Origin of the sequence: Leptospira tipperaryensis, assembly GCF_001729245.1 — a bacterium.
GTDB lineage: Bacteria > Spirochaetota > Leptospiria > Leptospirales > Leptospiraceae > Leptospira > Leptospira tipperaryensis.
On sequence record NZ_CP015218.1, the window covers coordinates 397,146 to 420,689 of the forward strand.

The 23,544-nt window shown below is 43.2% G+C and carries 23 protein-coding genes; 12 read left to right on the plus strand and 11 right to left on the minus strand.

What is annotated here, in order from left to right; translation table 11 throughout:
• The first annotated feature begins 3 nt into the window (after positions 1-3).
• The 3 genes from cbiB (at position 4) to A0128_RS21250 (ending at position 4,024) form a co-directional block, all read left to right on the plus strand.
• Entirely contained in the window at positions 4-960 is a 957-nt protein-coding gene (gene cbiB, locus A0128_RS21240; RefSeq protein ID WP_069609758.1) for an adenosylcobinamide-phosphate synthase CbiB, read from the plus strand.
• An 8-nt stretch (positions 961-968) separates the two neighbouring features.
• Positions 969-1,577, plus strand: coding sequence for a histidine phosphatase family protein (locus A0128_RS21245; RefSeq protein ID WP_069609759.1), 609 nt, complete (start codon positions 969-971; stop codon positions 1,575-1,577).
• Positions 1,578-1,924: 347 nt separating this feature from the next.
• Positions 1,925-4,024 (plus strand): TonB-dependent receptor, encoded by a 2,100-nt coding sequence (locus A0128_RS21250; protein WP_083244252.1) that lies wholly within the window; start codon positions 1,925-1,927, stop codon positions 4,022-4,024.
• Between the two features lie 6 nt (positions 4,025-4,030).
• Here the strand turns inward: A0128_RS21250 and A0128_RS21255 are convergent, their stop codons facing one another.
• The gene (locus A0128_RS21255) at positions 4,031-4,870 is read right to left on the minus strand and encodes an SDR family oxidoreductase (protein ID WP_069609760.1); all 840 of its coding nucleotides are present in this window, start codon (positions 4,868-4,870) and stop codon (positions 4,031-4,033) included.
• 306 nt (positions 4,871-5,176) lie between these two features.
• Here A0128_RS21255 and A0128_RS21260 point away from each other — a divergent pair, with 306 nt between their 5' ends.
• Positions 5,177-6,115 (plus strand): glutathione S-transferase family protein, encoded by a 939-nt coding sequence (locus A0128_RS21260; protein ID WP_069609761.1) that lies wholly within the window; start codon positions 5,177-5,179, stop codon positions 6,113-6,115.
• 450 nt (positions 6,116-6,565) lie between these two features.
• Positions 6,566-7,462, plus strand: a complete 897-nt coding sequence (locus A0128_RS21265; protein WP_069609762.1) for a haloalkane dehalogenase — start codon at positions 6,566-6,568, stop codon at positions 7,460-7,462.
• Positions 7,463-7,549: 87 nt separating this feature from the next.
• Here A0128_RS21265 and A0128_RS21270 read toward each other — a convergent pair whose 3' ends face one another.
• From A0128_RS21270 to A0128_RS21295, 6 genes are all read right to left on the minus strand, one after another.
• Positions 7,550-8,257 carry a FecR family protein gene (locus tag A0128_RS21270; RefSeq protein ID WP_069609867.1) on the minus strand — a complete coding sequence of 236 codons (708 nt, stop codon included), beginning with the start codon at positions 8,255-8,257 and terminating at the stop codon, positions 7,550-7,552.
• Between the two features lie 121 nt (positions 8,258-8,378).
• Positions 8,379-8,921, minus strand: coding sequence for a HAMP domain-containing protein (locus A0128_RS21275; protein ID WP_069609763.1), 543 nt, complete (start codon positions 8,919-8,921; stop codon positions 8,379-8,381).
• A 60-nt stretch (positions 8,922-8,981) separates the two neighbouring features.
• A complete protein-coding gene (locus tag A0128_RS21280; protein WP_069609868.1) occupies positions 8,982-10,067 on the minus strand; it encodes a FecR family protein in 1,086 nt (361 codons plus the stop codon).
• Between the two features lie 21 nt (positions 10,068-10,088).
• The gene (locus tag A0128_RS21285) at positions 10,089-10,589 is read right to left on the minus strand and encodes an RNA polymerase sigma factor (protein WP_069609764.1); all 501 of its coding nucleotides are present in this window, start codon (positions 10,587-10,589) and stop codon (positions 10,089-10,091) included.
• 151 nt (positions 10,590-10,740) lie between these two features.
• The gene (locus A0128_RS21290) at positions 10,741-11,502 is read right to left on the minus strand and encodes a DUF547 domain-containing protein (RefSeq protein ID WP_069609869.1); all 762 of its coding nucleotides are present in this window, start codon (positions 11,500-11,502) and stop codon (positions 10,741-10,743) included.
• Between the two features lie 154 nt (positions 11,503-11,656).
• The gene (locus tag A0128_RS21295; RefSeq protein WP_245667266.1) at positions 11,657-12,226 is read right to left on the minus strand and encodes a DUF1564 domain-containing protein; all 570 of its coding nucleotides are present in this window, start codon (positions 12,224-12,226) and stop codon (positions 11,657-11,659) included.
• Between the two features lie 141 nt (positions 12,227-12,367).
• Here A0128_RS21295 and A0128_RS21300 point away from each other — a divergent pair, with 141 nt between their 5' ends.
• Together A0128_RS21300 and A0128_RS21305 are read left to right on the plus strand one after the other, a co-directional pair.
• Positions 12,368-12,892 (plus strand): hypothetical protein, encoded by a 525-nt coding sequence (locus A0128_RS21300; protein ID WP_069609765.1) that lies wholly within the window; start codon positions 12,368-12,370, stop codon positions 12,890-12,892.
• Positions 12,893-12,970: 78 nt separating this feature from the next.
• A complete protein-coding gene (locus tag A0128_RS21305; RefSeq protein WP_069609766.1) occupies positions 12,971-13,345 on the plus strand; it encodes a hypothetical protein in 375 nt (124 codons plus the stop codon).
• 76 nt (positions 13,346-13,421) lie between these two features.
• On the opposite strand, the gene A0128_RS21310 is transcribed toward A0128_RS21305, so the two are convergent.
• The 4 genes from A0128_RS21310 to A0128_RS21325 form a co-directional block, all read right to left on the minus strand.
• Positions 13,422-13,703 carry a TIGR04454 family lipoprotein gene (locus A0128_RS21310; RefSeq protein ID WP_069609767.1) on the minus strand — a complete coding sequence of 94 codons (282 nt, stop codon included), beginning with the start codon at positions 13,701-13,703 and terminating at the stop codon, positions 13,422-13,424.
• Positions 13,700-15,664 (minus strand): glycoside hydrolase family 5 protein, encoded by a 1,965-nt coding sequence (locus A0128_RS21315; RefSeq protein ID WP_069609768.1) that lies wholly within the window; start codon positions 15,662-15,664, stop codon positions 13,700-13,702. The genes A0128_RS21310 and A0128_RS21315 overlap by 4 nt, the downstream gene beginning before the upstream one ends.
• A 71-nt stretch (positions 15,665-15,735) precedes the next feature.
• Positions 15,736-16,614, minus strand: coding sequence for a patatin-like phospholipase family protein (locus tag A0128_RS21320; protein WP_069609769.1), 879 nt, complete (start codon positions 16,612-16,614; stop codon positions 15,736-15,738).
• Positions 16,615-16,993: 379 nt separating this feature from the next.
• Positions 16,994-18,205 (minus strand): MFS transporter, encoded by a 1,212-nt coding sequence (locus A0128_RS21325; protein WP_069609770.1) that lies wholly within the window; start codon positions 18,203-18,205, stop codon positions 16,994-16,996.
• A gap of 114 nt (positions 18,206-18,319) precedes the next feature.
• On the opposite strand from A0128_RS21325, the gene A0128_RS21330 reads away from it, so the two are divergent.
• The 5 genes from A0128_RS21330 to A0128_RS21350 all read left to right on the plus strand — a co-directional run bounded on the left by A0128_RS21330 (position 18,320) and on the right by A0128_RS21350 (position 23,403).
• Entirely contained in the window at positions 18,320-19,597 is a 1,278-nt protein-coding gene (locus tag A0128_RS21330; RefSeq protein ID WP_069609771.1) for an acetyl-CoA hydrolase/transferase family protein, read from the plus strand.
• 108 nt (positions 19,598-19,705) lie between these two features.
• Positions 19,706-20,515 (plus strand): UDP-2,3-diacylglucosamine diphosphatase, encoded by an 810-nt coding sequence (locus A0128_RS21335; RefSeq protein WP_069609772.1) that lies wholly within the window; start codon positions 19,706-19,708, stop codon positions 20,513-20,515.
• 47 nt (positions 20,516-20,562) lie between these two features.
• The gene (locus A0128_RS21340) at positions 20,563-22,182 is read left to right on the plus strand and encodes an FMN-binding glutamate synthase family protein (RefSeq protein ID WP_069609773.1); all 1,620 of its coding nucleotides are present in this window, start codon (positions 20,563-20,565) and stop codon (positions 22,180-22,182) included.
• 59 nt (positions 22,183-22,241) lie between these two features.
• The gene (locus A0128_RS21345; RefSeq protein ID WP_069609774.1) at positions 22,242-22,970 is read left to right on the plus strand and encodes a Yip1 family protein; all 729 of its coding nucleotides are present in this window, start codon (positions 22,242-22,244) and stop codon (positions 22,968-22,970) included.
• A gap of 1 nt (position 22,971) precedes the next feature.
• The gene (locus tag A0128_RS21350; RefSeq protein ID WP_069609775.1) at positions 22,972-23,403 is read left to right on the plus strand and encodes an acyl-CoA thioesterase; all 432 of its coding nucleotides are present in this window, start codon (positions 22,972-22,974) and stop codon (positions 23,401-23,403) included.
• The last annotated feature ends 141 nt before the right edge of the window (positions 23,404-23,544 follow it).

Sequence of the window (23,544 nt, forward strand, 5' to 3'; positions counted from 1 at the left end):
CCTATGCCTTGGATCGTAAGCATTTCACTTTTAGTCGACTGGATCCTCGGAGATCCGAGAAATTTTCCCCACCCGGTGCGCGCCATTGGAAAGTTAGCGAGATTTTTGGAAGAAAGAATTCGATCCAATGTTCGATCGGAAATATTTTCCGGGATACTTACCTCCATTGCAGTTTATACGATTTCATTTTTCTTGCCTTATTTTTTGATTCGGAGCGCGGAAGCACTCCATTGGATAGCGGGAACAATTCTTTCAGTTTTTATCATCTACACTACGATCGCGTTACGGGATCTATTGGACCATACTGAAGAAGTTTATAAAGCCCTTCTCAAACAAGATCTTGTCAAAGCAAGGGAAAGGGTATCGAGAATCGTAGCCAGAGACACGGAAGACTTGGAGGAACCGGAGATCATCCGAGCTTGTATCGAAAGCACCGCCGAAAGTCTCGTTGATGGAGTGACTTCTCCCTTATTCTTCGCGGTTTTCGGAGGAGCTCCTTGGGCGATGTTTTACCGATCGATCAACACGTTAGACTCTCTTTTCGGTTATAAGAATGATAAATACAGAGACTTTGGCTGGTTTCCTGCGAGAGTCGACGACATAGCCAATTACATTCCCGCGAGGATTACTTCTCACTTGATCGTCGTTTCCTCTTTCCTTTTAGGGCAAGACGCTAAAACCGCATTCAAGATTCTTTATAGAGATGGCCGTAAACACCCGAGTCCCAATTCCGGCCTTGCGGAAGCGACCGTAGCGGGGGCGTTAAAGATCCAACTCGGAGGAACCAATTACTACCATGGGATCAAAAACGTTAAGCCGATATTAGGCGATGTTAAAGAAGAGTTGAAGATAAATCATATCGTAGACGCCAATCGACTTATCGTCTTGAGTTCTCTGCTTACAATGCTAACCTATTTCGCAATCTACTACTTTTTGAATCTATTATCAGATCCTATTTAAGATTAGTTATGATGAAAAATCAAAAACTCATTATTTTCAGACACGGGGAAACTTCATGGAATGCGGAAGGGCGACTACAGGGGCATCTCGAAATCCCGTTGAACGCTAAAGGCAAAAAACAGGCGGAGGAACTAGCTCTTCAACTAAAAGAGAAGAATATAAAAAGAATTCTTAGCAGTGATTTGGAAAGAGCCAAGGAAACCGGAATCATCGTGTCAACGACATTAAATGTGCCGATCGAGTTCGAAATCGGTTTGAGAGAAATTCATTTGGGAGAAGCGCAAGGAATTTTGATAAGCGAAGTGAATCAGAAATACGGAGATCAATTCTGGGAACGATGGCAATCTCAAAATCCAATGTATGATCACCTATTTTTTCCCGGAGGAGAAAGTAAGAAAGACGTGGACAGAAGAATCCAGTCCGCACTCGTTCAAAAAATCGATTTCTTCCGGGAAAAAACCGCCGCATTGTGTACGCATGGCTACGTTATGACACGAATTGCCAGAATGTATCGAGCCGATTTAATTAAAAATGATATTTTGCATATTCAAAATGGAGAATATATTGAAATCGAGCTCGAAAGGATCATCAACTTCGATTCAAATTCGAAAATATAAAGATAAACTTAACGTTTTATTAAATTTTTCTTGTAACAATCAATCAATGAAAATTCATTGGACTCAGCTTTCAGGGATGAAGATGGGTGAAAATCCCGCGCTGACCCGCAACTGTGTGCCTAATGTATGTTAGGCGAGCCAGATCTCCCGCAATAGATTACCTCGAGGTTAGGTTATTTGCATTCTCGCGCTGTACGTCCGTACAAAGCGAAGGGCCCCGAAAGACTACTTGGGGCTTCTCAAAGAAGAATCATCCATTCCATTTTTATGATATGGCCGCGCCTATATGATAAGAGGATACGATCGTTCTTTTTCGAAATTCTCCCTAAAACTCATCAGGTGGGCAAATGGAGAAGGACGTATCACGGAGAATCCAAAGGATTCTTATTTTATTATTTTGTTTAGGAGTTCCGGCTCAAAGAGGAGCGCAAGAGCCGGTAAACAAATCGGAAGAAAACAAAAATTCCGGAATCATTGTCAATGGTAAGTCCGACTATGGGATCGGGATCGCAGGATCCGCGAGCGAAGGTACGATTCGTTCCGAACAAATTCGATCTCGACCGATCTCAAGAGCGGGAGAAATCGCCGAGTTCATTCCGGGAATGATCGTAACTCAACATAGCGGGTCCGGAAAAGCAAATCAATACTATCTCAGAGGTTTCAATCTCGATCATGGAACTGACTTCGCAGCGAGTGTAAACGGAATACCCGTCAACAATCCTTCTCACGGACACGGACAGGGTTATTCCGATATCAGCTTTGTCATACCGGAACTCATCGAAGAGATCAAATTCAAAAAGGGAGTTTACTACGCAGAAGAAGGAAACTTTTCTTCCGCAGGTGCGATGAACGTGTCTTACTTTCGATCCTTAAAAAAAGGAATCGCAAGCGTAGAAGGAGGCACCTTTGGATATGGAAGAACTATCATCGCAAAGTCCCATCAGATCGGACCGGGGGTTCTTCTCTATGCGATCGAAGCTTCTCATTCCGACGGACCCTGGACCGTAAAAGAAAATTATAAAAAAGCGAACGGAATCTTAAGCTACAGCGTAGGCGACGAACGAAGCGGCTTTCGTCTTTTAGGAATGGGATATCGAGGGAACTGGCACACGACTCATCAGATTCCTAAGAGGGCGATCGAAAGAGGCAAGTCCTGGCTTTTGCCGGAAAACGACGGCATCGGACGTTTTGACGCAATCGATCCGACCGACGGAGGGCTTACAAATCGGGGAAGTCTTTCCTGGGAAGCTCATCATCGGGACAAGAATACGGATGCAAAATTACTAATATACGGCTTATACAGCGATCTTTCTCTTTTTTCCAATACGACTTATTTCTTAAACGACCACGAAAGAGGAGATCAAGTCGACCAGACGGACCGAAGAACCGTTTCCGGTTTCAAAGGAAGTTATAAAATTCTTTCTCAATGGAAGGAAATAAAATTTGAGAACCAAGTGGGAATTCAAATCCGAAGAGACTTTATACAAAATTCTTTATATCATACGGAAGCGAGGGCTCAACTAGACAATTTAAAAAAAGATTTGATCATCGAAACCAACCTTTCAGTATATTACGAAAGTAGAATTCAATGGATGTCTAAAATACGAACCGTCTTGGGAGCCAGAGCCGATCAGTTTCAATTTCACGTAGACGATAAGAATCCGGAACTCAGCGATCGCAAACGTGCCTCCGTGGGAAGTCCGAAAGCGGGAATCGTATTCGGACCATGGTCCAAGACGGAAGTTTATCTCAACGGGGGACACGGTTTTCACACAAACGACGCGAGAGGATTGACCGACAAAGCACATCCGTTTATTCCGATCGTAATGTCGAGAGGAGGGGAAGCCGGAATTCGAAGTATTCTTTTGGATTTTTGGAAAACCACCGTAAGCGTTTGGCGATTGGACTTGGATTCGGAGTTGATCTTTGTAGGCGACGCTGCGACGACCGAACCGAGCAGATCGAGTTCAAGAAGAGGAGTAGAATGCTCGAACTCGATCGACATTCTAAAAAACCTAACCTTCGACGCGGACGTTTCCATTTCCCGTTCCAGATTTCGAAGCAGCGAGGACGAAGCCGGAAACTTTATTCCCGGTTCGATCGAAAACGTTTATACCGGAGGAATCACTCTCAAAGAGACAAATCAATTTTTCGGATCGGTCCGCGGAAGATACTTCGGTCCGCGTTCTTTGATCGAAGATAACAGCTTCCGCTCCCCTCCGACTACGTTATTCAATCTTCAGGCGGGGAAAAGGTTCGACGAAAATTGGAGCCTCGTATTCGAGATGTTTAATATACAAAACGCAAAGGTAAGCGATATCGACTACTACTACGCGTCGCGTCTAAAACACGAAGCGGAAGGTCCGAACGAAGGAGGATACAACGACGTTCATACAAGACCGTCGGCGCCCCGTTCCATCCGACTTTCGCTTCGAGGAACATTTTAGGAGAATCTAATACGATTTAGAAAGAATCCGGCTCGTCTCTTCAAGCAATTTCGATTTTAGGGAAAAGTTCAAAGCGGGACCGGTGAGCTTCTGTTGTTTTTTGCTGTCAAAGTATTGACCGCTGACCTGCGCAACCTCCGGAGAATCCGCGAGATAGATCGAAGTCTCGGCGCCTTTTTCGGGAGAAAGAAAAAATAACTTTTGAATCCCGGAGTAGATAAAACCGATCGGTCCCTTGACTTCTCTCGCGAGTTCAGTGCTAACAACGCCAGGATGAAGCGCGTTAGCCGTCACTTTGGTTCCTTTCAATTTTTCAGCAAGATCCTGAACAAAAAAAATATTGAACAACTTAGAATCCGAATAAGCCGTCATCCAAGAATAGGATTTTTCTTTTTGAAAATCGTCAACGTTCGGATTTGCGCTTTTATAAAGTCTAGAACTGACCGCAATGATTCTTCCCTGATCCGCAGAAATCAGGTTATCAAGAAGAGTGTTTGTAAGTAAAACGTGGGCGAGGTGATTGACCGCAAAGTTCGATTCGTAACCGTCGATGGAAGTTTTTCTGACCGGAGAAATCAAACCGGCGTTGTTGATCAATGCGTCGATCTTCGGAAGTTTTTTCGCCAATTCTTTACCAACCTTTGCGACCTGTGAAAGAGAAGAAAGATCGCAGAGAACAAAGTCGATGTTCTTGTTTCCAGTTTTGGATTGAATCTCTTCGATTACATTTCTTGCCTTGTCCGGATTTCTTACTACCATCGTGATCGCCCAACCTTTGCTCGCAAGTCCGGCAACCGTCGCCTTTCCGATTCCTTCAGTTCCGCCTGTGATTACAGCTTGTTTCATTTTGATACCTATTCGTTTTAAAAAAAGAGTGATACAATATGGACTGATAAAGAAAAGGAGATGGAAGAAATTTTCAAAATTCTTCCGGAACAAAAGGAAAAAACGAGATCGAAATTTGACTTAAGAAGAAACAAAATCAAAGATATAAGGGAACTCCTAAAAGATAAGATAGGTCCTGAATCAAATCAGAAAATTCTTATAAACAAAGAAAGTTAAGAATTCTTCATTTTACTTTTTCAACGTTAAATCACTTGAGAATAAGAATTTGATTTGTCCAAAAGCAAGTATTGTTTGATCTTTTGATGAATGACCACAGAAAAAGAAATCATTCTTCATCACTATCCGGCGTCTCCTTATTCGGAACGGGTAAGACTTTTTTTAGGATATAAGAAAGCGACTTGGTTGTCCACAGTGACTCCGGTGACCTTGCCGAAACCCGATCAGACCATTCTCACGGGAGGATATAGAAGGGCCCCCGTATTACAACTCGGATCCGATATCTACTGCGATTCCCGTTTGATCATCGAAGAGCTCAACCGAATTCTTCCGCAACCTCCGATCTCGATCGAAAACCCGGATGCGGCCTCCGCCAATCTTTTAGCGGAATTGGTCGACGCCGACATCTTCTTAAAAGTCGCCAAGTTCGTGATGGGTTCTTACGCTCAAAAACTTCCGCAGGAACTCGTGGACGATCGGGCTGCGATGCAACCCCAGGAAAAATTGACAAGGGAGAATATGGAGAAATTGGTTCCGTATCTCCAACTCAGTCTTTCCAAAATGCTTCCTGAGTTTGCAAAGGTCTTAGACAAGAAACAGTTTTTCGGGGGCGAGATTCCGGCGCGAGGCGACTTTGCGATCTACCAAATTTTTTGGTTCTTGAATACGATTCGAAAATTCAAACCGATCGTTCCCGGGCACGAAAATTTACACGAATGGTTTGCAAGAATGAAAACCTTCGGCGCTGGAGAATCCACTTTGTTAACCGCCGAAGACGCCCTAAAAACGGCAGCCGCGACTTCTCCCAGACCGATTGTTTCGGCGAGCGTCTCGCCCGGACCTTACGACTTCAAATCCGGTCAAGACGTGATCGTTCATCCTGAACATTACGATCACGAGAGAATTTTCGGAAAGTTGCTCCATCTGGATGACGAAACGATTATCCTTGGAAACGAGTCTCCAAAAACCGGCTTGGTTCACGTTCACTTTCCAAGACTTCGATATATCGTTTTTCCGAAGATTTCCTGATCGTATCCAATTTCGGAAGAATCTCCGATTTCGATTTTTGAAAACGCCCGGAATTTCAGAAATGACTTCGGATGTTTTCCGGTTTGCATCGCCTAAGAATTTTGAATCGAGGGGAGATAAACGGGTAAAGTAGACATAATGTATTACTTCCGATAATGTACATTATGTCACATTGAAATCGGACGAAAGAGGCCTCTTCGAATTTCAGATTTGTAAGACATCCTACAACGATTCTTCTCAAAAAGACTTTTCTAAAAACCAAAAGAATCCGCGATCACAAGATTCTTAGATTAGAAAAAAAGATTCTATCTCAAAGTAAAAATTCGACTACGATCCGAATTCTACTCGAATGACCAAAAACCGGCGGACAAATTCTTTTTCCAAAAACGAGGAAAGAAACGTTTCGAAAAGTGCTTCCCCGAAAGGCAATCCCGGGAATTCTGATGCCCCATGGAAATTTTAAGAACACCGGATTCCGCCTTTGACAACCTTCCAGGTTACAAGTTTCAACCGAACTATATTCAAATTCAAAATCTGAGAATGCACTACGTCGACGAAGGAAAAAAGGACGCTAGCGAAACCGTGCTTTTACTCCACGGAGAACCGTCTTGGTCTTTTCTCTATCGCAAGATGATTCCACCTTTGGCGGCCGCAGGCTATCGAGTGATCGCACCCGATCTCATCGGTTTTGGAAAATCCGATAAACCGAACGATCCTGAATTCTTTTCCTATCAAAGCCACATGGATTGGTTAAAAGAATTTCTCATTGGACTCGATCTCAAAAACGTAACCCTCTTCTGTCAGGATTGGGGAGGACTTTTGGGACTTCGTTTGGCGGCGGAGAATCAGGAACGTTTTTCAAGAATCGTTGCCGGAAATACTTTTTTACCGACCGGAGACATTCCACCCAAAGAAGACTTTTTAAAGTGGAGACATTTTTCTCAAAACGTAAAACGACTTTCGATCGGAACGATCGTAAAAAACGGATGTGTTTCCGAACTCTCAAAAGAAATCGTCGCGGCGTATGACGCGCCCTATCCGGAAGAATCATTCAAAGCGGCGGCCCGCAAATTTCCTGCCTTGGTTCCGATCACACCGGACGACCCGGCTTCTGAACCGAATCGTAAAGCCTGGGAAATTTTGAAAACCTGGAAAAAACCGTTTCTTGTCGCGTTTAGCGACAGTGATCCGATCACAAAGGGCGGAGATATTTTCTTTCGAAGAATCGTACCGGGAACCAAAGGTCAAAAACACGTCACCATTGCAAATGCTGGACATTTTCTACAAGAGGACAAGGGAGAAGAATTGGCCGAAGTGATCAAAGGATTTATTACGAACAATCCTTGATCCTTAAATATCGTCTTCGGCGGAAGAATTTGGAATTTTACTACGCCGCGTCCGCAGGACGCGGCGAAACATTCTAGTTTTAGAATATTATGATTTTGGAAAGTTCTCTAAAAGTTCTTTGTTTTTTAGTTTTTGATCTTTGAGCATCTGATAATTCTCTGCCTTGATCGTTTTGAAGGTCTGAATGATTTTCATCTTCTCTTTCATAAATTCTTTCAGAGGTTCGATCAGCAATTCTTTGCCGTTCCAAGAAGCCTGTTCTCCGGCTTTCAAATCCAATTCGCTTCCGGAAGAAGAATTCACTGCAACCGCTCCTTCATTTACAAAAACGCCGTCAGGTATGGAAGAATCGTCATTTTTCGGAGCATTCTCCTTATCCTCGCTGATTACAAACTGAGTCCCGCGAACGCCCGCAGTATAAGAAACGGAACTTACTTCTAAGTCTTCTTTTTTATTCGATTTTTGAACGTTGGCGAAAAGTTTACCGGAAACCAAATTGACCTTGGTTTTGTTTTTGGTTCCATCCGAGTAGAGTTCCGAAATTTCAATTTTGGTAAAAGGTGCGAGACGAATCACGGCGCTCGATCCTAGTTGAAGATCCGCTTTCCCGTCTCCGGTTTCTACCTTCGCGGTTTTTGTTAATACGACATTCTTTTTGAGGGCTTCGGTTTTTCCACTTAAAGTATATTGAACCTTTCCGGAAACGAAGAGTGCAATTGCAACTTCTTCATCCGCGAAAAGAATCTGCGGAAAAAATAAAAAGAAAGAAGTTAGTAATAAAACATTTCGAATCATACCGAAAATGTTTGCATAGGTTCGGAAAAAAATCCACAATTAATTTCCTAAAGAACCGTGCATCCGATAAAGAGAAATCATATCGGAAGCATAAGTTCGTTAACCTCGCCGGGGAGAAAATCTAACTCTTAGAGTTGTTGATTCTTTTTTCGATGACCTGATTCAGAAGATCCGCAAGTTCCTGGAACTCATCCCCTTTCCGAATCTTGATCTTCTTAACGGTTTCCCCGTCGGCCAATCTTTTGAGATGATTTTTGATATTGTAAACGGGGCCGGCCATCTTATGAGAATAGATCACGGTAAAAATCGCGGTCAATCCTAAGAACAAACCGGACAAAAGAAGAATTCCATTTACCTGGATCGTAAACATATCCAGTCTGTGATCGTAGTCAGGAAGAAAGATTTCTCTCTCAACGAACTTTTCCTTTTCTACTCCGTTTTGTTCTTCAAAACCTTTTTGATACACTTTGACCGGATCGTTTCTCAAACGGAAAACGACACCTTTGTCAAACTTTGTAAAATTCAACCAATAAAGAAAACCGACCGTTAAAAGAAGTCCGAATAGAATGAGTAAGGAATAATTTAGTAAGAACTTGAGTTGGAAATCCCGGTCTATGAGGTAATTGCTAAAAATCCTTTTTTTACCGGGGTCGTCTTGTGTCATGCGGGGTCCTCGAGGACTAAATTTCCCGATTTACCAACACTCTGTCAAAGAGAATTTCGTTTAGTGGACTTGAATCACTTCGGATACGGACTCTCGAGGAATGGTAATTTCCTTTTCCAGAGTTTGAACATACATCGCTTTTTCGTCCATGTCCACGATGACGCCTTCGATCGTCTTTCCGTCCACGAGAACGACTCTTTCCATTCTCTGAAACTCCGTTAGGAGTTCTTGTTTGCTGGAATAGGCCTTGTTCTTGTCGCGAGGAACGCTCTCGATCGGCAGTTTCTCAAATTCGCTATTGAGTAGATCTTTTTCGGAATCTTTCAGACGGCTTCGAACAAAGCCCTTTTGGTTTGCAAAGATTGTTTGATTCGGCTCTAAAACCTGCTCGCCTTCCGGCGCGGTTTTTTGAGATTCCGCTCGGGCGCTGACGGCAACACGGCCTTCTAAAACTTGAATTTTGGTTCCTTCTCCTGGAAGGTTTTGAAAGCTAAAACTGGTTCCACGGACTTCCGCGCTGACGGTTTCCGAACGAACTGTAAATTCTTCTTTCTTTAAATTCTTATGAATATGGGCAAGAAGTTCGCCTTTTTCCAGGTCGATTCCAATTTTGTAATGAGTTGAAAGATCGATTTTTCGAAAGGACACTTGGGAATCTCCAAGAACACGAACCGCGATTCCGTCGGCGACTTTGAGATTTAAGAACGCGCTCGGGGCGGTGACTACCCTCTGTCCCTCTTGGATCCGAACTCCCGGTTTGAGAAGAATTTTGTCCTTCGGATCGGAGGAAGTCAGATACGCTTCCCCTTCGACTTGTGAGATTTCAACTCCGCCCTTTTCGACGGTCGGCGGGGAATTGTTTTTAAGGATAGAATAATATCCTAATGTGATCGCCATTAAAAATATGGCAGCGGCAGAAAGGGATATAACGATTTTGTTTTTTGTAAAATTGGAGAAAGAAACAACATTCGAGGTTTGAGCACGGGTATAGAGCGACTCAAAATCCGACTGTTTGGGCGAATATTCAACCCAAGAACTGCTCAAACCTTTGCCGAGCCATTCTACAGAAGGACTAAGTTCGTTCTGCTTGCCTTCCAGCAGAATTTCTTTTATCTTCTCTTCCCTTTCCATTCCCGATGCTTCCAACTTTTTTTCTTTTATAATCAATCAGGGCTTCAAATTCTTTTTTTCAGCGATCTCAGTCACTTTCGCGGTCGCTTTTACGATCAAGCGAGAAGCGGTTGAAACTGAAATGTCCATAATCTCAGCGATGGTAGACAAATTGTAGTCTTCCATAAAGCGAAGGATCAAAGCATACCTCTCGTCTTCTTCTAGTTCATCCAAACAAACCAGAAGACGTTCTTCCAGATCTTTGAGTTCGGCTTTTCTAACGAAGGAAAGTTTCTTTTCCTGAAAGTCCTGCATTTCGGAATTTCCACTTTCCTTTACGGTCGAGAATTTCCGCGAATGATTGATGGAACGGTTTCGCGCAATCGTGTAGAGCAAGCGAATCGCTTGTTCCTTATCCAGATCCGAATCCGAATACTTCCTGAAAAAATTCAGGAATGTATCCTGCATTAAGTCCATCGCTACTTCAGGATTCCCGGAGGAATATTTATAGAGGAAATCAAAAATCTTTCCACTGTACTCTCGATAGAGAGCATCCATAAAATCTTTCCGGGAGGTCATTGGAACTAAGTTGAAGATGGGAAACCCGATTTCAAGTAAATTCCTTTGCCGCTCCAGCCTTCTATCATGAGTTAACAGAGTGAATCCGGCTTTTTTTCAAATTTACAGTTTTTTTTCCGAACCGACCGGATTATTTCCTCTGATTCAGATTCCAATCGTAATCCAGATGTTGGATCTCCGCGGAGGCCGGAACCGACGAAAGTCCGGAATTTGCGTTGAAGAAGGAAACTAGGTTCCCACTTTTACGAGTGAAGTCCGTCTGAAACCATTGGAAGATTTTGGAAAGATAAAGAATTTTTGCGGAAGAATCGTATCGATTGTATTTAGAATCGGAGAGAAATTTTTTAGCAACGGAACTCAGTTGTTCTTCGATTCTCGCCGCTTGATAAGATTCGTTTAAAATCGGGGGACATCCTTTGGACGCGCAGTTGATCGCGAAGTGGATTCTCGGTTCCTGAAAATCTTTTCGGAGCTTCTCGTGTTCGATCCAATCCAGATTCTTCTTAGTTCCAAAAAGAGTAAAAAATTCAATTTTCCAGGGTCCGGAAAAAAGTCCGCCGATATCTTTGATACTTTTGAGAGGATAATGGTCGAGGATCAATCGAATCGTAAACGCGTTATACGCGTTGATAAGAAAACTCAACTTCTCCGAGTTGGAAAAGGAAGAATATTCTTTTTCTTCCACCGCGCTCAGGGTTTGAAGATAAGAATCCAAAGCGGAACGATTTGTCTTCCAGGATGCGTAATCGACCAGGCCGTTTTGAACGTATTTTTTGAGTTCGTTTGAAAACTTGGAATGAGTGTGATCAAAAGCCGATAAGGATCCCGCAAAGAAGAACGAGATGAGAAAGACAACGAAGAAAAAATAAATCGAATGATTTCGTCTGTGCATATTTGTTTTTCCTATTTTGTTCTTGGACTCAAATTTAGAATCCATCGGATCTTTTATTTGAGAAAAAGTCAATGGAGGTTTTTGGGAATCGTCGGTCCTTCTCTTTCGTCGTAGAAAGAGAAAAGTTGGAATGGAAATTGGGATTCCGAGAATTTTAGTAATACTGGATACGATCTTTTGCGTAGATCGGGTTCGGATCGAAGATAAATTCTCTCGAAATTCGATTCGATCTCAGATCGAGGGTCAGAATATTGCAGTAAAAGTCGTGAAATGAGGGAGTTCCCACATTTAAAGTTTTACTGATAGATTCTCCAACTCCAATGTCTTCTAACCAAAGCATATAGTTTACGAGAAAACACCGGGAAACTCCGTGAGCGTTCGCGTAAGAACTCAAGATCGCCCAGGTTCCAAAGTCCATTCTTACATTGATTCGGATCAAAGGCCCTTGATTTTTTTGATACATCGTTTTACCGACTTCCGGATTGATTCTTCGTATCGAAAGAAGATACTTTCCGTATTTCCTCATCAAAACCGGGATTTTCTTTCTCAGAAAAATTCTCTCGCCGGCGTTCAATCGATTCCAATATTCTTCCGGAATCAGAAAGGTTTCCACGTTTGTCTTTCCATCGACGGCGAGACGATCTTCAACTTTTTGAACCGGAGCAATCAATATGTTTCCCATACAGAAGACGGTTCCAGTGACTTCCATTACGGGGCGCTTCAAAAGACAAAATTCCATTTTTTTATAAGAAGAACACGCGCTCTTTACTCAAAGATCGGATCCATTCGAAAACAACGCTTTTGAATCAGCGCCATTTTTTACGAATAAAAAGGAAGACCGTTTGTTGATGAAACGAGGCGTTTCATGACAATCGTTTATAACGGAACCGGCGGAGTATTGGGAATTTTTGCCGTACTTGTTTCTATCATTTTAAGTTTTTACGACGTAACTTGGAATCCTTGGGGCTTATTGATTTTTTGTTCCATACTAAGTCTTGCGGGCGGAATCTTAGAACTCACTTTGGATCAAAGGATTCGTCCACGTTACTTTTATTTGATCCCAGCTTGGCTCGTCGGGGTCTGCGGAATCGGACTTATCATCCGAGAGATGCACACGTTTTGGGGAAATGTGATCTTTGCGGGAATCTTAATTCCCCTTTCGTTTTGGATTCGATCCGAATCTAAAAAACCAGGTGGGAAATGGGTGTTCAGCCTGATAGGAAGTTTAGTCTTGATATTGACCACGCAAATTCTGATGCAAGGAGAACACGGACCTGCCCCTTCGATTTGGAGTCATATCGCAAACGGAATTTCTATCCTCCTCTTCGGGTTTTCCCTATTCAAGATTTGGCATGCAAGAAAAAGAGAAGAAAAACTTTTTCCTTCTTAAAATCATTTTGAATCTAAAAATCGAATCGGAGAAAATTTCTCTCCTTGTAGGAATCGATTCTTTCGATACAAATCTTAGATGTCCTCACTTTTTCAAAACGATTTCGAACCGGAGAAAAGAATCCACGATTACGGAAATCCGATCCTGATTTCTAAACTTTGCATTGTCGGATTGTTTTGTTTTGGACTTTTGCTCGACTTCCCCTCTCCGATCTTTTCTCAAAACGAACCCAATCAGAAATCTCAAGAACAACCGGAATCCAAACCCCTTCTTCGGGTCTTTCCCTCTTTTCGAAAGGAAGAATGTGACTGGGCGATTCGCTGGGATATTTGTCTCAATTGTTTAAGAATCGGAAGGAGATACGCACAGAAGATTCATTTTTATCCTTCGGGGCCGTATCGAGAACACGGATGTTATTCGGAAGAGGAAGGTTTTTTTCTTTTAGAAGAATGAAGAGAGAACGAGGGTTGGACAAAAAACAAAAGCAGAGAAGAAGAATTCCTTCCCTGCTTTATCGATTGGAAAAATCTTATTTCTTACAAGCCTGAATTGCGGGAATGCTTTTCGCGGACTTGAGACAAGTCAGATCAAATTTTCCAGACATACATTCTTTTTGTAAAACAGGAACTAATGTCGCTTTCATAGTTGCGATGTTTGCGGTATCGTCTGCTTTTTGTCCGGCAGTCAGATTCGTTAACATTTCTTCAACGATAGGAGCACATTCTTCCGCAGAATGTTTTGGTCCACCGCACATAACAGTCAGAGATAGAACCGCTACTGCGCTTAGGGTAATCATGAGAACTTTTTTCATCTAATCTTCCTCTTTTGAGTATTCGGAACCACTTTAGTCCGATCTTGTTCCCTGAAAAGTGATTTTTTCGACGGTAAAATAGTTATTCCATAATGTAGAATTCCCTTTTCTCCCTTAAACTTGAGAGTTCTGGCACGGGCGTCGTACTGATACGAACCTGCATTCACCAAAACTTCAAAGCCATTCTTATAATGAATGTCCGGAATGAAGATTTCAGTTTCCGGAAATAAATCTCCTTCTTGTCGAAAAGAAAACTTAAATAGAGAACGTTCCATATCAAAAGACAAGGCCACGGGTAAACCCTTCGTTCGAACGGGATAAGGTCGGCTGAAGGCCTTCACGGCCCGTCCCCCGTCTTCGTCGTAAGCCGCGGGCGTATCCAATGAATAAATAGAAAGATCTTCTTCGTTCCAACGATCTCCTAAACTGTGAGTATGATCCGGAGTATAATTCCAGAGTGCAAGGTTTACGAAATTTTTTTCGATCGCCTTCATGATTCGATCCAAAGCTTTTTCTAAAACTCCGTAATCTTTTTTGAGATACGCGATTCTCTGATTCAAATCCATCGGAAGTCCCGTTTCTCCGATTACGGTCGGACAATTTCCCATATTTCTTTCGGACATATCTCGGATCATACGAATCGTTTCTTCGTAAGCCTTATCGATATTCTCGCTTCCAAAAACAGGCTTTGCTTTGAAGACGTGAACTCCGAACCAAGGAAAATAACGTTTGAGCATAAGCACCGAGACGTCATACCAATGTGTCGCGTTCACAACGGAACCGTGATTCTTTTTGGGAGTTTCTTTCCATTCCAATTCGAGTTTAGAAGGATCGCTTTCTATAAAAATATGAAATCTACTTTCTACTTTTTGAACTCTTTCCTTGAACTTCTTGATAAAGGGCTGCATAAAATCGGAATAGAATTCGTATTTTCTTCCATTCTTCTTGTAGAAGTATTCCGGTTTGAGAAGCATCGGAGCGCCGTTCGGATCGTAATCCCAAACTCCGTGATTTCTCCAGATACATTGATGTCCTCGTTTCCAAAGCGGAACTCCTCCCGCATTCAATCGAACCTTTCCCCAGGGAAGACTCCAGAATCCGAGCATATAAGCCTGTTCCGCAGAAACCGCACGTCCTTCGGATAAATACATTTCTTTGAATGGAGGAGTTTTGATCACCTTTCCAAAACCGAAGGCTTCGAATTCTCCCAGATTCTTTTTACCGATCCATCCGGGAGAAGGCTCGTTCATGGAATCAAAGCCGACTACGTGTTTGTACTTTTTTAATTTTCGTACGATCTTGAGTACGGAATCGATATAATGATCTTGTAAAAAATCCTGAACGTTCTTGCCTCCGATCTTTGTATCCGGCGCAAATTCTTTTCCTCCGAAGAATAAAGAAAACATCGTTCCACACGCATACTTCTGATAATTGAGAGGCCAGGACATTCTTCTATAATTTCTTCCCTGGTGATGATGTACGATTGCGGTTTCGGAATCTCGTATCTTTCCGATGTCCATTCCCAATTCTTCCAAGGTCCATCCGGGCGCCCCGTCTCCTCCCGTAAAACGAGACCAAACGTCTTGATGAGGATCGATAAAAAGATAAAGTCCTTTTTGTCCCGCGAGAGCGACCATTCTTTCTATGTAGTCAATGTATTCCGTATCGTATTTTCCGGGGCCCTTGTGTTCGATCGCTTCCCAAGTGATGATGAATCGTAGAAAATTGAATCCCCATTTTCGAAGACGATCAAAGTGTTCGGCGGCCTGGCTTTCTTCCAAAGGCCTTCCGACAAAGGAAACGTTTCTATGATTGTAGAATGTAAGAGTCTGATCGAAGTGTGTGGTTCCGTCCGGCTTCGAAGGGACTTTCGCCGATCCGGAAAGATTGACCCCTCTTAGCTGATAGATCGTCCCGTCCTTTCCCGCAAAATGTCCGTTCTTTACGAATAATTCTTCCATATATATTTCCTAAGTTGAATTCTTCTGATATTTTTTTCAACAACACAAGCGACGAGTCGGTGATCGTCGTTCTATTCATTAAATTGAATTCTTGCGTCTTCGTAACCTCTGCTGATCAAATAGTCCGCCTGTACTTGCGAAAAATTTAATATACTACTAAAGCCGAGCGAGGTTCTCGGGCCGATCGTTCTAATTTTTAATTCCGGGCGATCCGCGCTCGGAATGGATAAAAGAGAAGAGAGTTTTGATTTTTTGCCTTTTCTCTTTTTCTTTTCAAAATTCATATTGGACATCACGGTTTGAAACGAACCGATGAGAGAAAGTTCAAAAACCCTTTCCAATCCTTCTCTTCTTGTTCTCGGAAGTCCCATGTCGATCCCGCCGACCGGTGAAAGTAAAACGACTACGATGTCGGTCGCCCCTCTTTCCACTGCGGGAAGAATCGGAGTGTTGGCCATCACACCACCGTCCCAGTGCGGAGCTCCGTCCACATACTGCCAGGGAAAAAACATAGGAATCGCTGACGAGGCCATGACGTGTTCGATATCGATTTCCTTGTTTCGAAAGAATACGAGTTCGGCCGTGAGAATGTTTACGGCGGTGATAATCACTTCCGTAGGATTCTTTCTCAGGTTTCGAAAGTCCAAATAGGAATAGAGAAGATTTTTGAGAGGCGTCGTATCGGTCAAAGGAGAATAACTTTTTACAAAGATATCTACGAGATCGTTCCAAATCGAATAACGCATCACCTTCTTGGCTTCGATCGACTTCCAGAGTTTGGTGATTTCGGCGGCGTTCATTCCGCAGCCCATCGCAGTCGCCGTAATAGCTCCTACAGAAGTTCCACAGATGACATCCGGTTTGAATTGAATCTCTTCTAAATATCGGAGAACCCCGGCTTGATAAGCGCCTCGGGCTCCTCCTCCGGATAGTATCAGGGCACGTTTCATTCTACCTGAATCTCAAAGGGTTCTAAAAAAGAGAAGAATTTTCGGTTGATCGGGAAGAACACTGGAAGATTAGAAAGGGGATTTGAGGGAAACCTTCTGAGCGACTGCAACGTTTCTCCGGCATCAAACTGCCGGGATCGGAAGCTCGAGAATGACCAGTTCGCGAAACTCAGAAAGGTCAGTGGTCTGATTGTATTGCAATGCCCCGACTACGGCTGTATTGCAAGTGAAACCCGGGCTATTGCTCAGCCACCTCACAGGTCAATTGTTTACAACAACTTTCATTCACTAGACCACCTCCTTTTCGTGTGGCTGCAAAATATTCTGTCTCATTAAAATGTCAAGAATTTAGAGCAAATTTTTTCGGGAATTTTCTTTCCTAAGAAACTGCCTTCACTCTGGAAATTAGAATCAGAGCGATCACGTTAAACCCTATCGCGAGGTATCCGGCTATATCATAGTTTTCGTATGGAGCCGTCGGACTCGCCGCATAAAGAATACTTCCCCCTATCGTCGCACCCAAACCGGAAGCCAAGTTTTGAAACGAAGATATGACTGTCATAAAACGTCCACGGTCTCTCGGCTCCGTGCTCGAAGTAATCAGGGCCAGCGCAGGAATCCATCTTCCGGAAACAAGAACCATAAAGAACGTAGTCAAAATCACAACGTTGACCAAGGAGGTTTTTACCAAATGGGTCATGATAAAAATGGGAACAAAGGATAAGGGAACCAGAATATAGAATACTTTGTGTTTCCCGATCTTATCCGATAAAATTCCGATCAATCTCGAAGAGAAAAGAGTCACTAAGCCGCCGAAAAAATAAATCCAAGGAATTTCATCTTTCGGAATTCCTACGTTTCTTTCCATATAAGGAGCGATAAACGGAATTACGGTAAAACCTCCCAAAATCACAAACATCATCAGCATATAAGAGGCAGTATATTTTTTGTAAGTGAGAATGCGGAAGAAGTTTAGAACCGGGTTATCACCCGCGGATTGAAACGGAGGAATATGAGGAAGGTGATAATACATCAAAACCAAAATCGGAAGACTTACGATCGCGATTCCCGCAAAAGACATGTTCCATCCGTAGTAGGAAGCGATTTTCAATCCTAAAGGAATTCCGATTACAGACGCGACGGAGAAAGCCCCCATAATCGCCCCTGTTGCCCTTCCCCTTCTTTCCATCGCAATGGCGTCTCCTACGATCGCGAAGGTCACGGAACTGAGAACTCCCCCGAAAGCGCCTGACAAAATTCTCGCGGACAAAAGAAAAAGATAAGAATCCGCAACCGCACACAACGCAGTCCCGATTATAAAACCGAAATACAAAAAGATAGCTGCCGTCTTTCGGTTGAAGCGATCGATAAAAAGAGCTCCTACGATTCCCGCCGCAAAAGCGCTGTAGGTGTAAGCGGAAATTAAGAATGAGAATTCTCTCGGATTGATATGAAACGCCTCTTGAAAATAACTTCCCAAGGGCATCATGATCACGAAGTCGAGTATGTGGGTGAATTGAATCGACGCTAAAACGAAGATCAGCATTCCTTCGGATTTGACGTATATGTTACGTGTATGTTGTGAAGACATTATATGCATAGCTTGAGAAATATCATTTTCCTGTAGATAGAAAAATGAAAAAAATGGGTTGAAGACCTTCGATTCCGAACGAGAATTCCTTTTAAAAAGGCTTCGAAAAATTGAATGAAAGTTAAATTTATTTCCGCAAATTCGGCTCTTTCCTCCGTCCAGTCGGGTCAGAGAGTTTTCGTACACAGCGTCGCGGCCGCGCCCACACTTTTGATCGACGCGTTAACCGCGCGAGCGCCCGAGCTGACTAACGTGGAAATGATTCACCTTCATACCGAAGGGACGGCGCCTTATGCCGAACCCGGAATGGAAGGACATTTTTTTGTAAATTCACTTTTCGTCTGCGCCAACACAAGAAAGGCCGTGGAAGAAGGAAGAGCGGACTATATTCCAATGTTCTTAAGTGAATGCCCTCTCCTTTTTAGAAATAAAATTCTTCCGTTAGACGTCGCTCTCGTCCAAGTATCCCCTCCCGATAAACACGGCTTTTGTTCTCTGGGGGTTTCCATCGATATCAGCAAGGCCGCGGTAGAAACGGCGAGGATCGTGATCGCGCAGGTCAACGAGAACATGCCTCGGACCCACGGGGACGGAATCGTTCACATCGATCGTATCCATTCTTTTGTGGAAGGAAATCTTCCTTTGCACGAACACAAATCGGCGCCTCTTACGGCGGTCGAAATCGCGATCGGAAAAAACGTAGCCTCTCTCGTGGAAGACGGCGCGACTCTTCAGATGGGAATCGGCGCGATTCCGGACGCGGTCCTCACCTGTCTTACTTCTCACAAAGACTTGGGAATTCATACCGAAATGTTTTCGGACGGAGTGATGGATCTCGTTCAAAAAGGAATCATCACCGGAATTCATAAAAAGAAACATCCCGGAAAAATCGTTTCCGGTTTTGTGATGGGAACAAAAAAACTCTACGACTTCATAGACGACAATCCTCAAGTTGCGATGCTCGACATCGGATATATCAACGATCCTCATGTGATCCGAAAAAATCCAAAAGTCACCGCGATCAATTCCGCAGTCGAAGTAGATCTCACGGGACAGGTTTGCTCGGACACGATCGGAACTAGACAATTCTCCGGAGTGGGTGGACAGATGGATTTTATCCGAGGAGCTTCCTTATCGGAAGGCGGCAAACCGATCATCGCACTTCCTTCCGTAACCGCAAAGGGAGAATCCAGAATTGTTTCGATTCTCAAACCCGGCGCCGACGTGGTTACAACCCGCGCCCACGTTCATTACATCGTGACCGAATACGGAATCGCAAATTTGTATGGGAAGAATCTGAGACAAAGAGCGAAGGCCTTGATTGAAATCGCACATCCCGATCATAGAGAAAGACTGGAAAAAGAAGCGAAAGAAAGATTCAAAGTACTTTGAAAAGAAGAATCTTGTAATCTAATTTTATTCTTCTCGTTTGAGAATTTGAACGGAATCGTTTGACAGAGGCCTATCCTTTCGTCAGATTGAACTTGAAATCGGAATTCAATGAAATTTGAGCGGGATAAAGTCTATGAAGGAATTTTTCTTTCGGACGTTCACTACCTTCTCAACAAAAAGATAAAGTCCCACAAACACAAAGAACTCTTTCAATTCTTAGATCATCTGGAAAAAAAGAACGTTCGATTTCAGACGATCTATCTCGTGGGAGATATCATAGAGAACTGGTTTTTCAGCGCTTCTCGAAGATTGAAACGAAGCAAAAAAAGATTCAACAAACTCTTTGATCGATTGGACGCACTTTCCGCGCGCGGCGGTGATAAAATCTACATCGTAGGTAATCACGATTCTACATCGTATCTAATGAATCTTCCTCCGAAGATCGAAAAGTATCTCAAAGAAAGAAACTGGGAAATCTGTGAAAAGGCCGAAACGGAAACTCTGATCGCCGTACACGGACACCAAGGACAATACAATCGATTTACTTGGATCGGCTCCATCTTTTTATTACGCTTTTTGCATATGATTGCGCTCTTGTTGCCGAATCTGTTTCGTTTTTCGGAAGCGTTCTATCAAAAACATCTCAATAGACAAGACCCCACTACGACGGAAGAAATTTTAAGATACTACGAACGTCTTTCCAGAATTTCCCATCAAGGTCAAAAAGTTTTGATTTCGGGTCATACTCACGATTTTCTCTGCATTCCCAATCTAAAAATCATCAATACAGGAGATTGGGTGAAGAGCAATAGTTTTGTTCTTCAGGATGGAACGAATTTTATCGGCGCCCGCATGGACAAACGCGGAGAATTCTCGAAAGAATTTGTTTACAAGCACAGGGAAGAATCCTCGAGTTAGTAAAAATATTTCTTGCGGAACCCTATCAAAAGGTACAGAATTGCCGGATGCAAATTCCGGATTATCAAATTCTAATTCAGTTTGTTTTGGAAAACCCTTGGTCTTCCTTGTTCTCAACCATCGGGATTTATACTCTCTTCGCACTCCTTCACGACATCTTCCAGAGAAGACACGCTATCAAACATAACTTTCCGTTGGTGGGAAGAATCCGATATCTTTTTGAAATGATCGGACCCGAACTCAGACAATACTGGGTTGCAAACGACAAAGAAGAGATGCCGTTCAACAGAGCGGAGCGTTCCTGGGTTTACGCGACCGCAAAAAAACAAAACAACAACTTCGGCTTTGGAACCACGGAACTTTTGTATGAAGCCGGATATCCGATCATCAAACACAGCACGTTTCCATTTCCGGAATCCAAAGTAAAACATCTCAAGAACGATTCTTCTATGATCCCTTGTCTCAAAGTGATCGGAGAATTTCACAATCGTAAAAAACCGTTTCGTCCTCCGTCCGTCGTAAACATATCGGCGATGTCTTACGGTTCCTTGGGTAAGAATGCGGTTTCCGCTTTGAACAAAGGCGCGATGATGGCCCACTGTTATCAGAACACTGGCGAAGGCGGGATTAGCCCCTTTCACAAGTTAGGCGGAGATATCGTCTGGCAGATCGGAACCGGATATTTTGGAACCCGAGATACGAAGGGGAATTTTTCCTTGGATATGTTTGCACAAAAGATTCAAGAGAATCCGCAAATCCGAATGATCGAAATCAAACTTTCACAAGGTGCAAAACCGGGGAAAGGAGGGATTCTTCCCGGAAAAAAAGTTACCGAACAGATCGCAAAGATCCGTGGAGTTCCCGTGGGACAAGATTGTATTTCGCCTAACGCGCATTCCGAGTTTAGTACCGTAAGCGAACTCATCGACTTCATCGAAAGACTTCATTCCGCGAGCGGACTTCCGATCGGAATCAAAAGTGCGATCGGAGAAATCGAATTCTGGAACGAACTCGCTGAGAGAATGAAACAAACAAACAAAGGACCCGATTTTATCACGATCGACGGAGGAGAAGGTGGAACCGGAGCCGCTCCCCTTGCGTTTGCGGATCACGTCTCCCTTCCGTTTAAAGTGGGTTTTGCGAGAGTCTATCAGATCTTTCAGAACGAAAATCTTTCGGAAAGGATGGCCTGGATCGGAAGTGGTAAATTAGGTTTTCCTGATAGAGCCATCGTAGCGTTCGCGATGGGCTGCGATCTGATCAACGTCGCAAGAGAAGCCATGATCTCGATCGGATGCATTCAAGCCCAGAGATGTCATACCGACCACTGCCCCGCGGGAGTCGCGACGCAGAATCGTTGGCTACAGGCCGGCTTGGATATCGATCTCAAGGCGGAAAGAAACGCAAACTATATCAAGGGACTACGGAAAGAAGTTCTCTCGGTGACACACGCCGCGGGTTACGAACATCCTCTTCAGTTTCGAGGAACCGATATCGAAATCAGCGCCGGTCTCAATATTTTTAAAACCTTAGAATCTATTCTAGGATATCAGAGAGATCACGTTCACTTTACAAAGATGTTGGATTATACGGATCACACATATTTAGAAGAATATATGAATGGAGTCACCAAAGAAGAACCTTCTTCTCACGGACATAAAATCTAAATTCTTTTCCTCTTGCCATCCCGCTTTCACGGAAAATTCTGTTCGAAAGCGGAGATCTCATGTTTCAGTTTTCTTATTCATTTCAAACCATTGTCGCGGAAGTGCGCGACATTCTATTCAAACCGATTTCTTTTTTTAAAAAACTCCCGAAAACTCAGGAATCGATTCTTACCATCTACTTTCGTTTTTTGACCTTCCTCGGATTTCTGTATTTGGGCGCGATCTTGAGTATGACACTTTTCACTCCTCTTGATACTCCTACTCCTCCGGTTTCATTCTTATTTTTAGAAATGCCACTCGCATATTTTTTAGCGAGTTTTATCGCCTTCCCTATATTAGGATTACTTTATATGTTTGTCTCGTGGATCTGCGGGGGAGTCACAAATTGGAGTCGAAATTTCAGGGCGAGCACGGCGGTGTTCAGCACATTCTGGCTTGCGATCATTCTCCAGAGCTTCGCAGGATTGATTCACGTTTACGCCGGAATCGGGATCGGAGTCGCGTTTACGGCTTATATTCCTTTTTTATTTTACATTGCTCTGACTTCGTATCTGGAAGCTCCGATCAAAAGAACCGCAATTTTGCTTGCGTTATTCACTTCGATTCTATTTTACATTCAGTATTCGAGAATGGCTTCTTATATCAGCGATTATAGAATGATCGAAAATATGAACTCGCACAAACCTCTTTCGAGAGAAGAGGAAGAAGAAGGCGAACAAGAAGCTGCCGAAATCATTCGTAAAGCCATGGAAAAAGCGAAATCGGAAGGAAAACAATTCGGGGAATAATATGCCAAGAATTCAACTAGAACTCCCTAATAAATTTGTCTGGTCGGTCGATCTGGACGTTCGAATTTACGACATCAACTTTGCGGATCATCTCGCACACGACAGAGTGATTTCACTTCTTCACGAAGCAAGAGCTCGTTTCTTTTTAGAACACAATTACAACGAGCTCAACGTGGAAGGACTTGGTATCATCATTACGGACATCGCCGTAGTTTATAAAGCGGAAGCTTTTTTTCGAGACAAGATTCGAGTCGAGATCACAGCGGGAGATTTTAATCCAAGAGGATGCGACATCTTTTATAGAATGTCCCACGCGGACGGCCCCGCCAACGGAAAGGTGATTTGCGAAGCGAAGACTGGAGTCGTTTTTATGAATTATTCCACTCGAAAGTTAGGAAATCTTCCCGAAGGTTTTCGTAAGATTTTTCCTTAAGAAGGAAAGACACGGGCTGGCAAACGGATCCAAACGCCCGTGGATTCTTCTTAATTTCTCTTCCTTCCACATTTCTATAGGCCATAACGTTTGTTCGGTGCGTCTAAATCATAGAGAGAATGGATTTTATAACAAGCGTTT

Coding starts and splice junctions, on each gene's coding strand:
- cbiB (WP_069609758.1), top strand. CDS start 4: ATGCCTTGGATCGTAAGCATTTCACTTTTAGTCGACTGGATCCTCGGA.
- A0128_RS21245 (WP_069609759.1), top strand. CDS start 969: ATGATGAAAAATCAAAAACTCATTATTTTCAGACACGGGGAAACTTCA.
- A0128_RS21250 (WP_083244252.1), top strand. CDS start 1,925: ATGGAGAAGGACGTATCACGGAGAATCCAAAGGATTCTTATTTTATTA.
- A0128_RS21255 (WP_069609760.1), bottom strand. CDS start 4,870: ATGAAACAAGCTGTAATCACAGGCGGAACTGAAGGAATCGGAAAGGCG.
- A0128_RS21260 (WP_069609761.1), top strand. CDS start 5,177: ATGACCACAGAAAAAGAAATCATTCTTCATCACTATCCGGCGTCTCCT.
- A0128_RS21265 (WP_069609762.1), top strand. CDS start 6,566: ATGGAAATTTTAAGAACACCGGATTCCGCCTTTGACAACCTTCCAGGT.
- A0128_RS21270 (WP_069609867.1), bottom strand. CDS start 8,257: ATGATTCGAAATGTTTTATTACTAACTTCTTTCTTTTTATTTTTTCCG.
- A0128_RS21275 (WP_069609763.1), bottom strand. CDS start 8,921: ATGACACAAGACGACCCCGGTAAAAAAAGGATTTTTAGCAATTACCTC.
- A0128_RS21285 (WP_069609764.1), bottom strand. CDS start 10,589: ATGGATGCTCTCTATCGAGAGTACAGTGGAAAGATTTTTGATTTCCTC.
- A0128_RS21290 (WP_069609869.1), bottom strand. CDS start 11,502: ATGCACAGACGAAATCATTCGATTTATTTTTTCTTCGTTGTCTTTCTC.
- A0128_RS21300 (WP_069609765.1), top strand. CDS start 12,368: ATGACAATCGTTTATAACGGAACCGGCGGAGTATTGGGAATTTTTGCC.
- A0128_RS21305 (WP_069609766.1), top strand. CDS start 12,971: ATGTCCTCACTTTTTCAAAACGATTTCGAACCGGAGAAAAGAATCCAC.
- A0128_RS21310 (WP_069609767.1), bottom strand. CDS start 13,703: ATGAAAAAAGTTCTCATGATTACCCTAAGCGCAGTAGCGGTTCTATCT.
- A0128_RS21315 (WP_069609768.1), bottom strand. CDS start 15,664: ATGGAAGAATTATTCGTAAAGAACGGACATTTTGCGGGAAAGGACGGG.
- A0128_RS21320 (WP_069609769.1), bottom strand. CDS start 16,614: ATGAAACGTGCCCTGATACTATCCGGAGGAGGAGCCCGAGGCGCTTAT.
- A0128_RS21325 (WP_069609770.1), bottom strand. CDS start 18,205: ATGTCTTCACAACATACACGTAACATATACGTCAAATCCGAAGGAATG.
- A0128_RS21330 (WP_069609771.1), top strand. CDS start 18,320: ATGAAAGTTAAATTTATTTCCGCAAATTCGGCTCTTTCCTCCGTCCAG.
- A0128_RS21335 (WP_069609772.1), top strand. CDS start 19,706: ATGAAATTTGAGCGGGATAAAGTCTATGAAGGAATTTTTCTTTCGGAC.
- A0128_RS21340 (WP_069609773.1), top strand. CDS start 20,563: ATGCAAATTCCGGATTATCAAATTCTAATTCAGTTTGTTTTGGAAAAC.
- A0128_RS21345 (WP_069609774.1), top strand. CDS start 22,242: ATGTTTCAGTTTTCTTATTCATTTCAAACCATTGTCGCGGAAGTGCGC.
- A0128_RS21350 (WP_069609775.1), top strand. CDS start 22,972: ATGCCAAGAATTCAACTAGAACTCCCTAATAAATTTGTCTGGTCGGTC.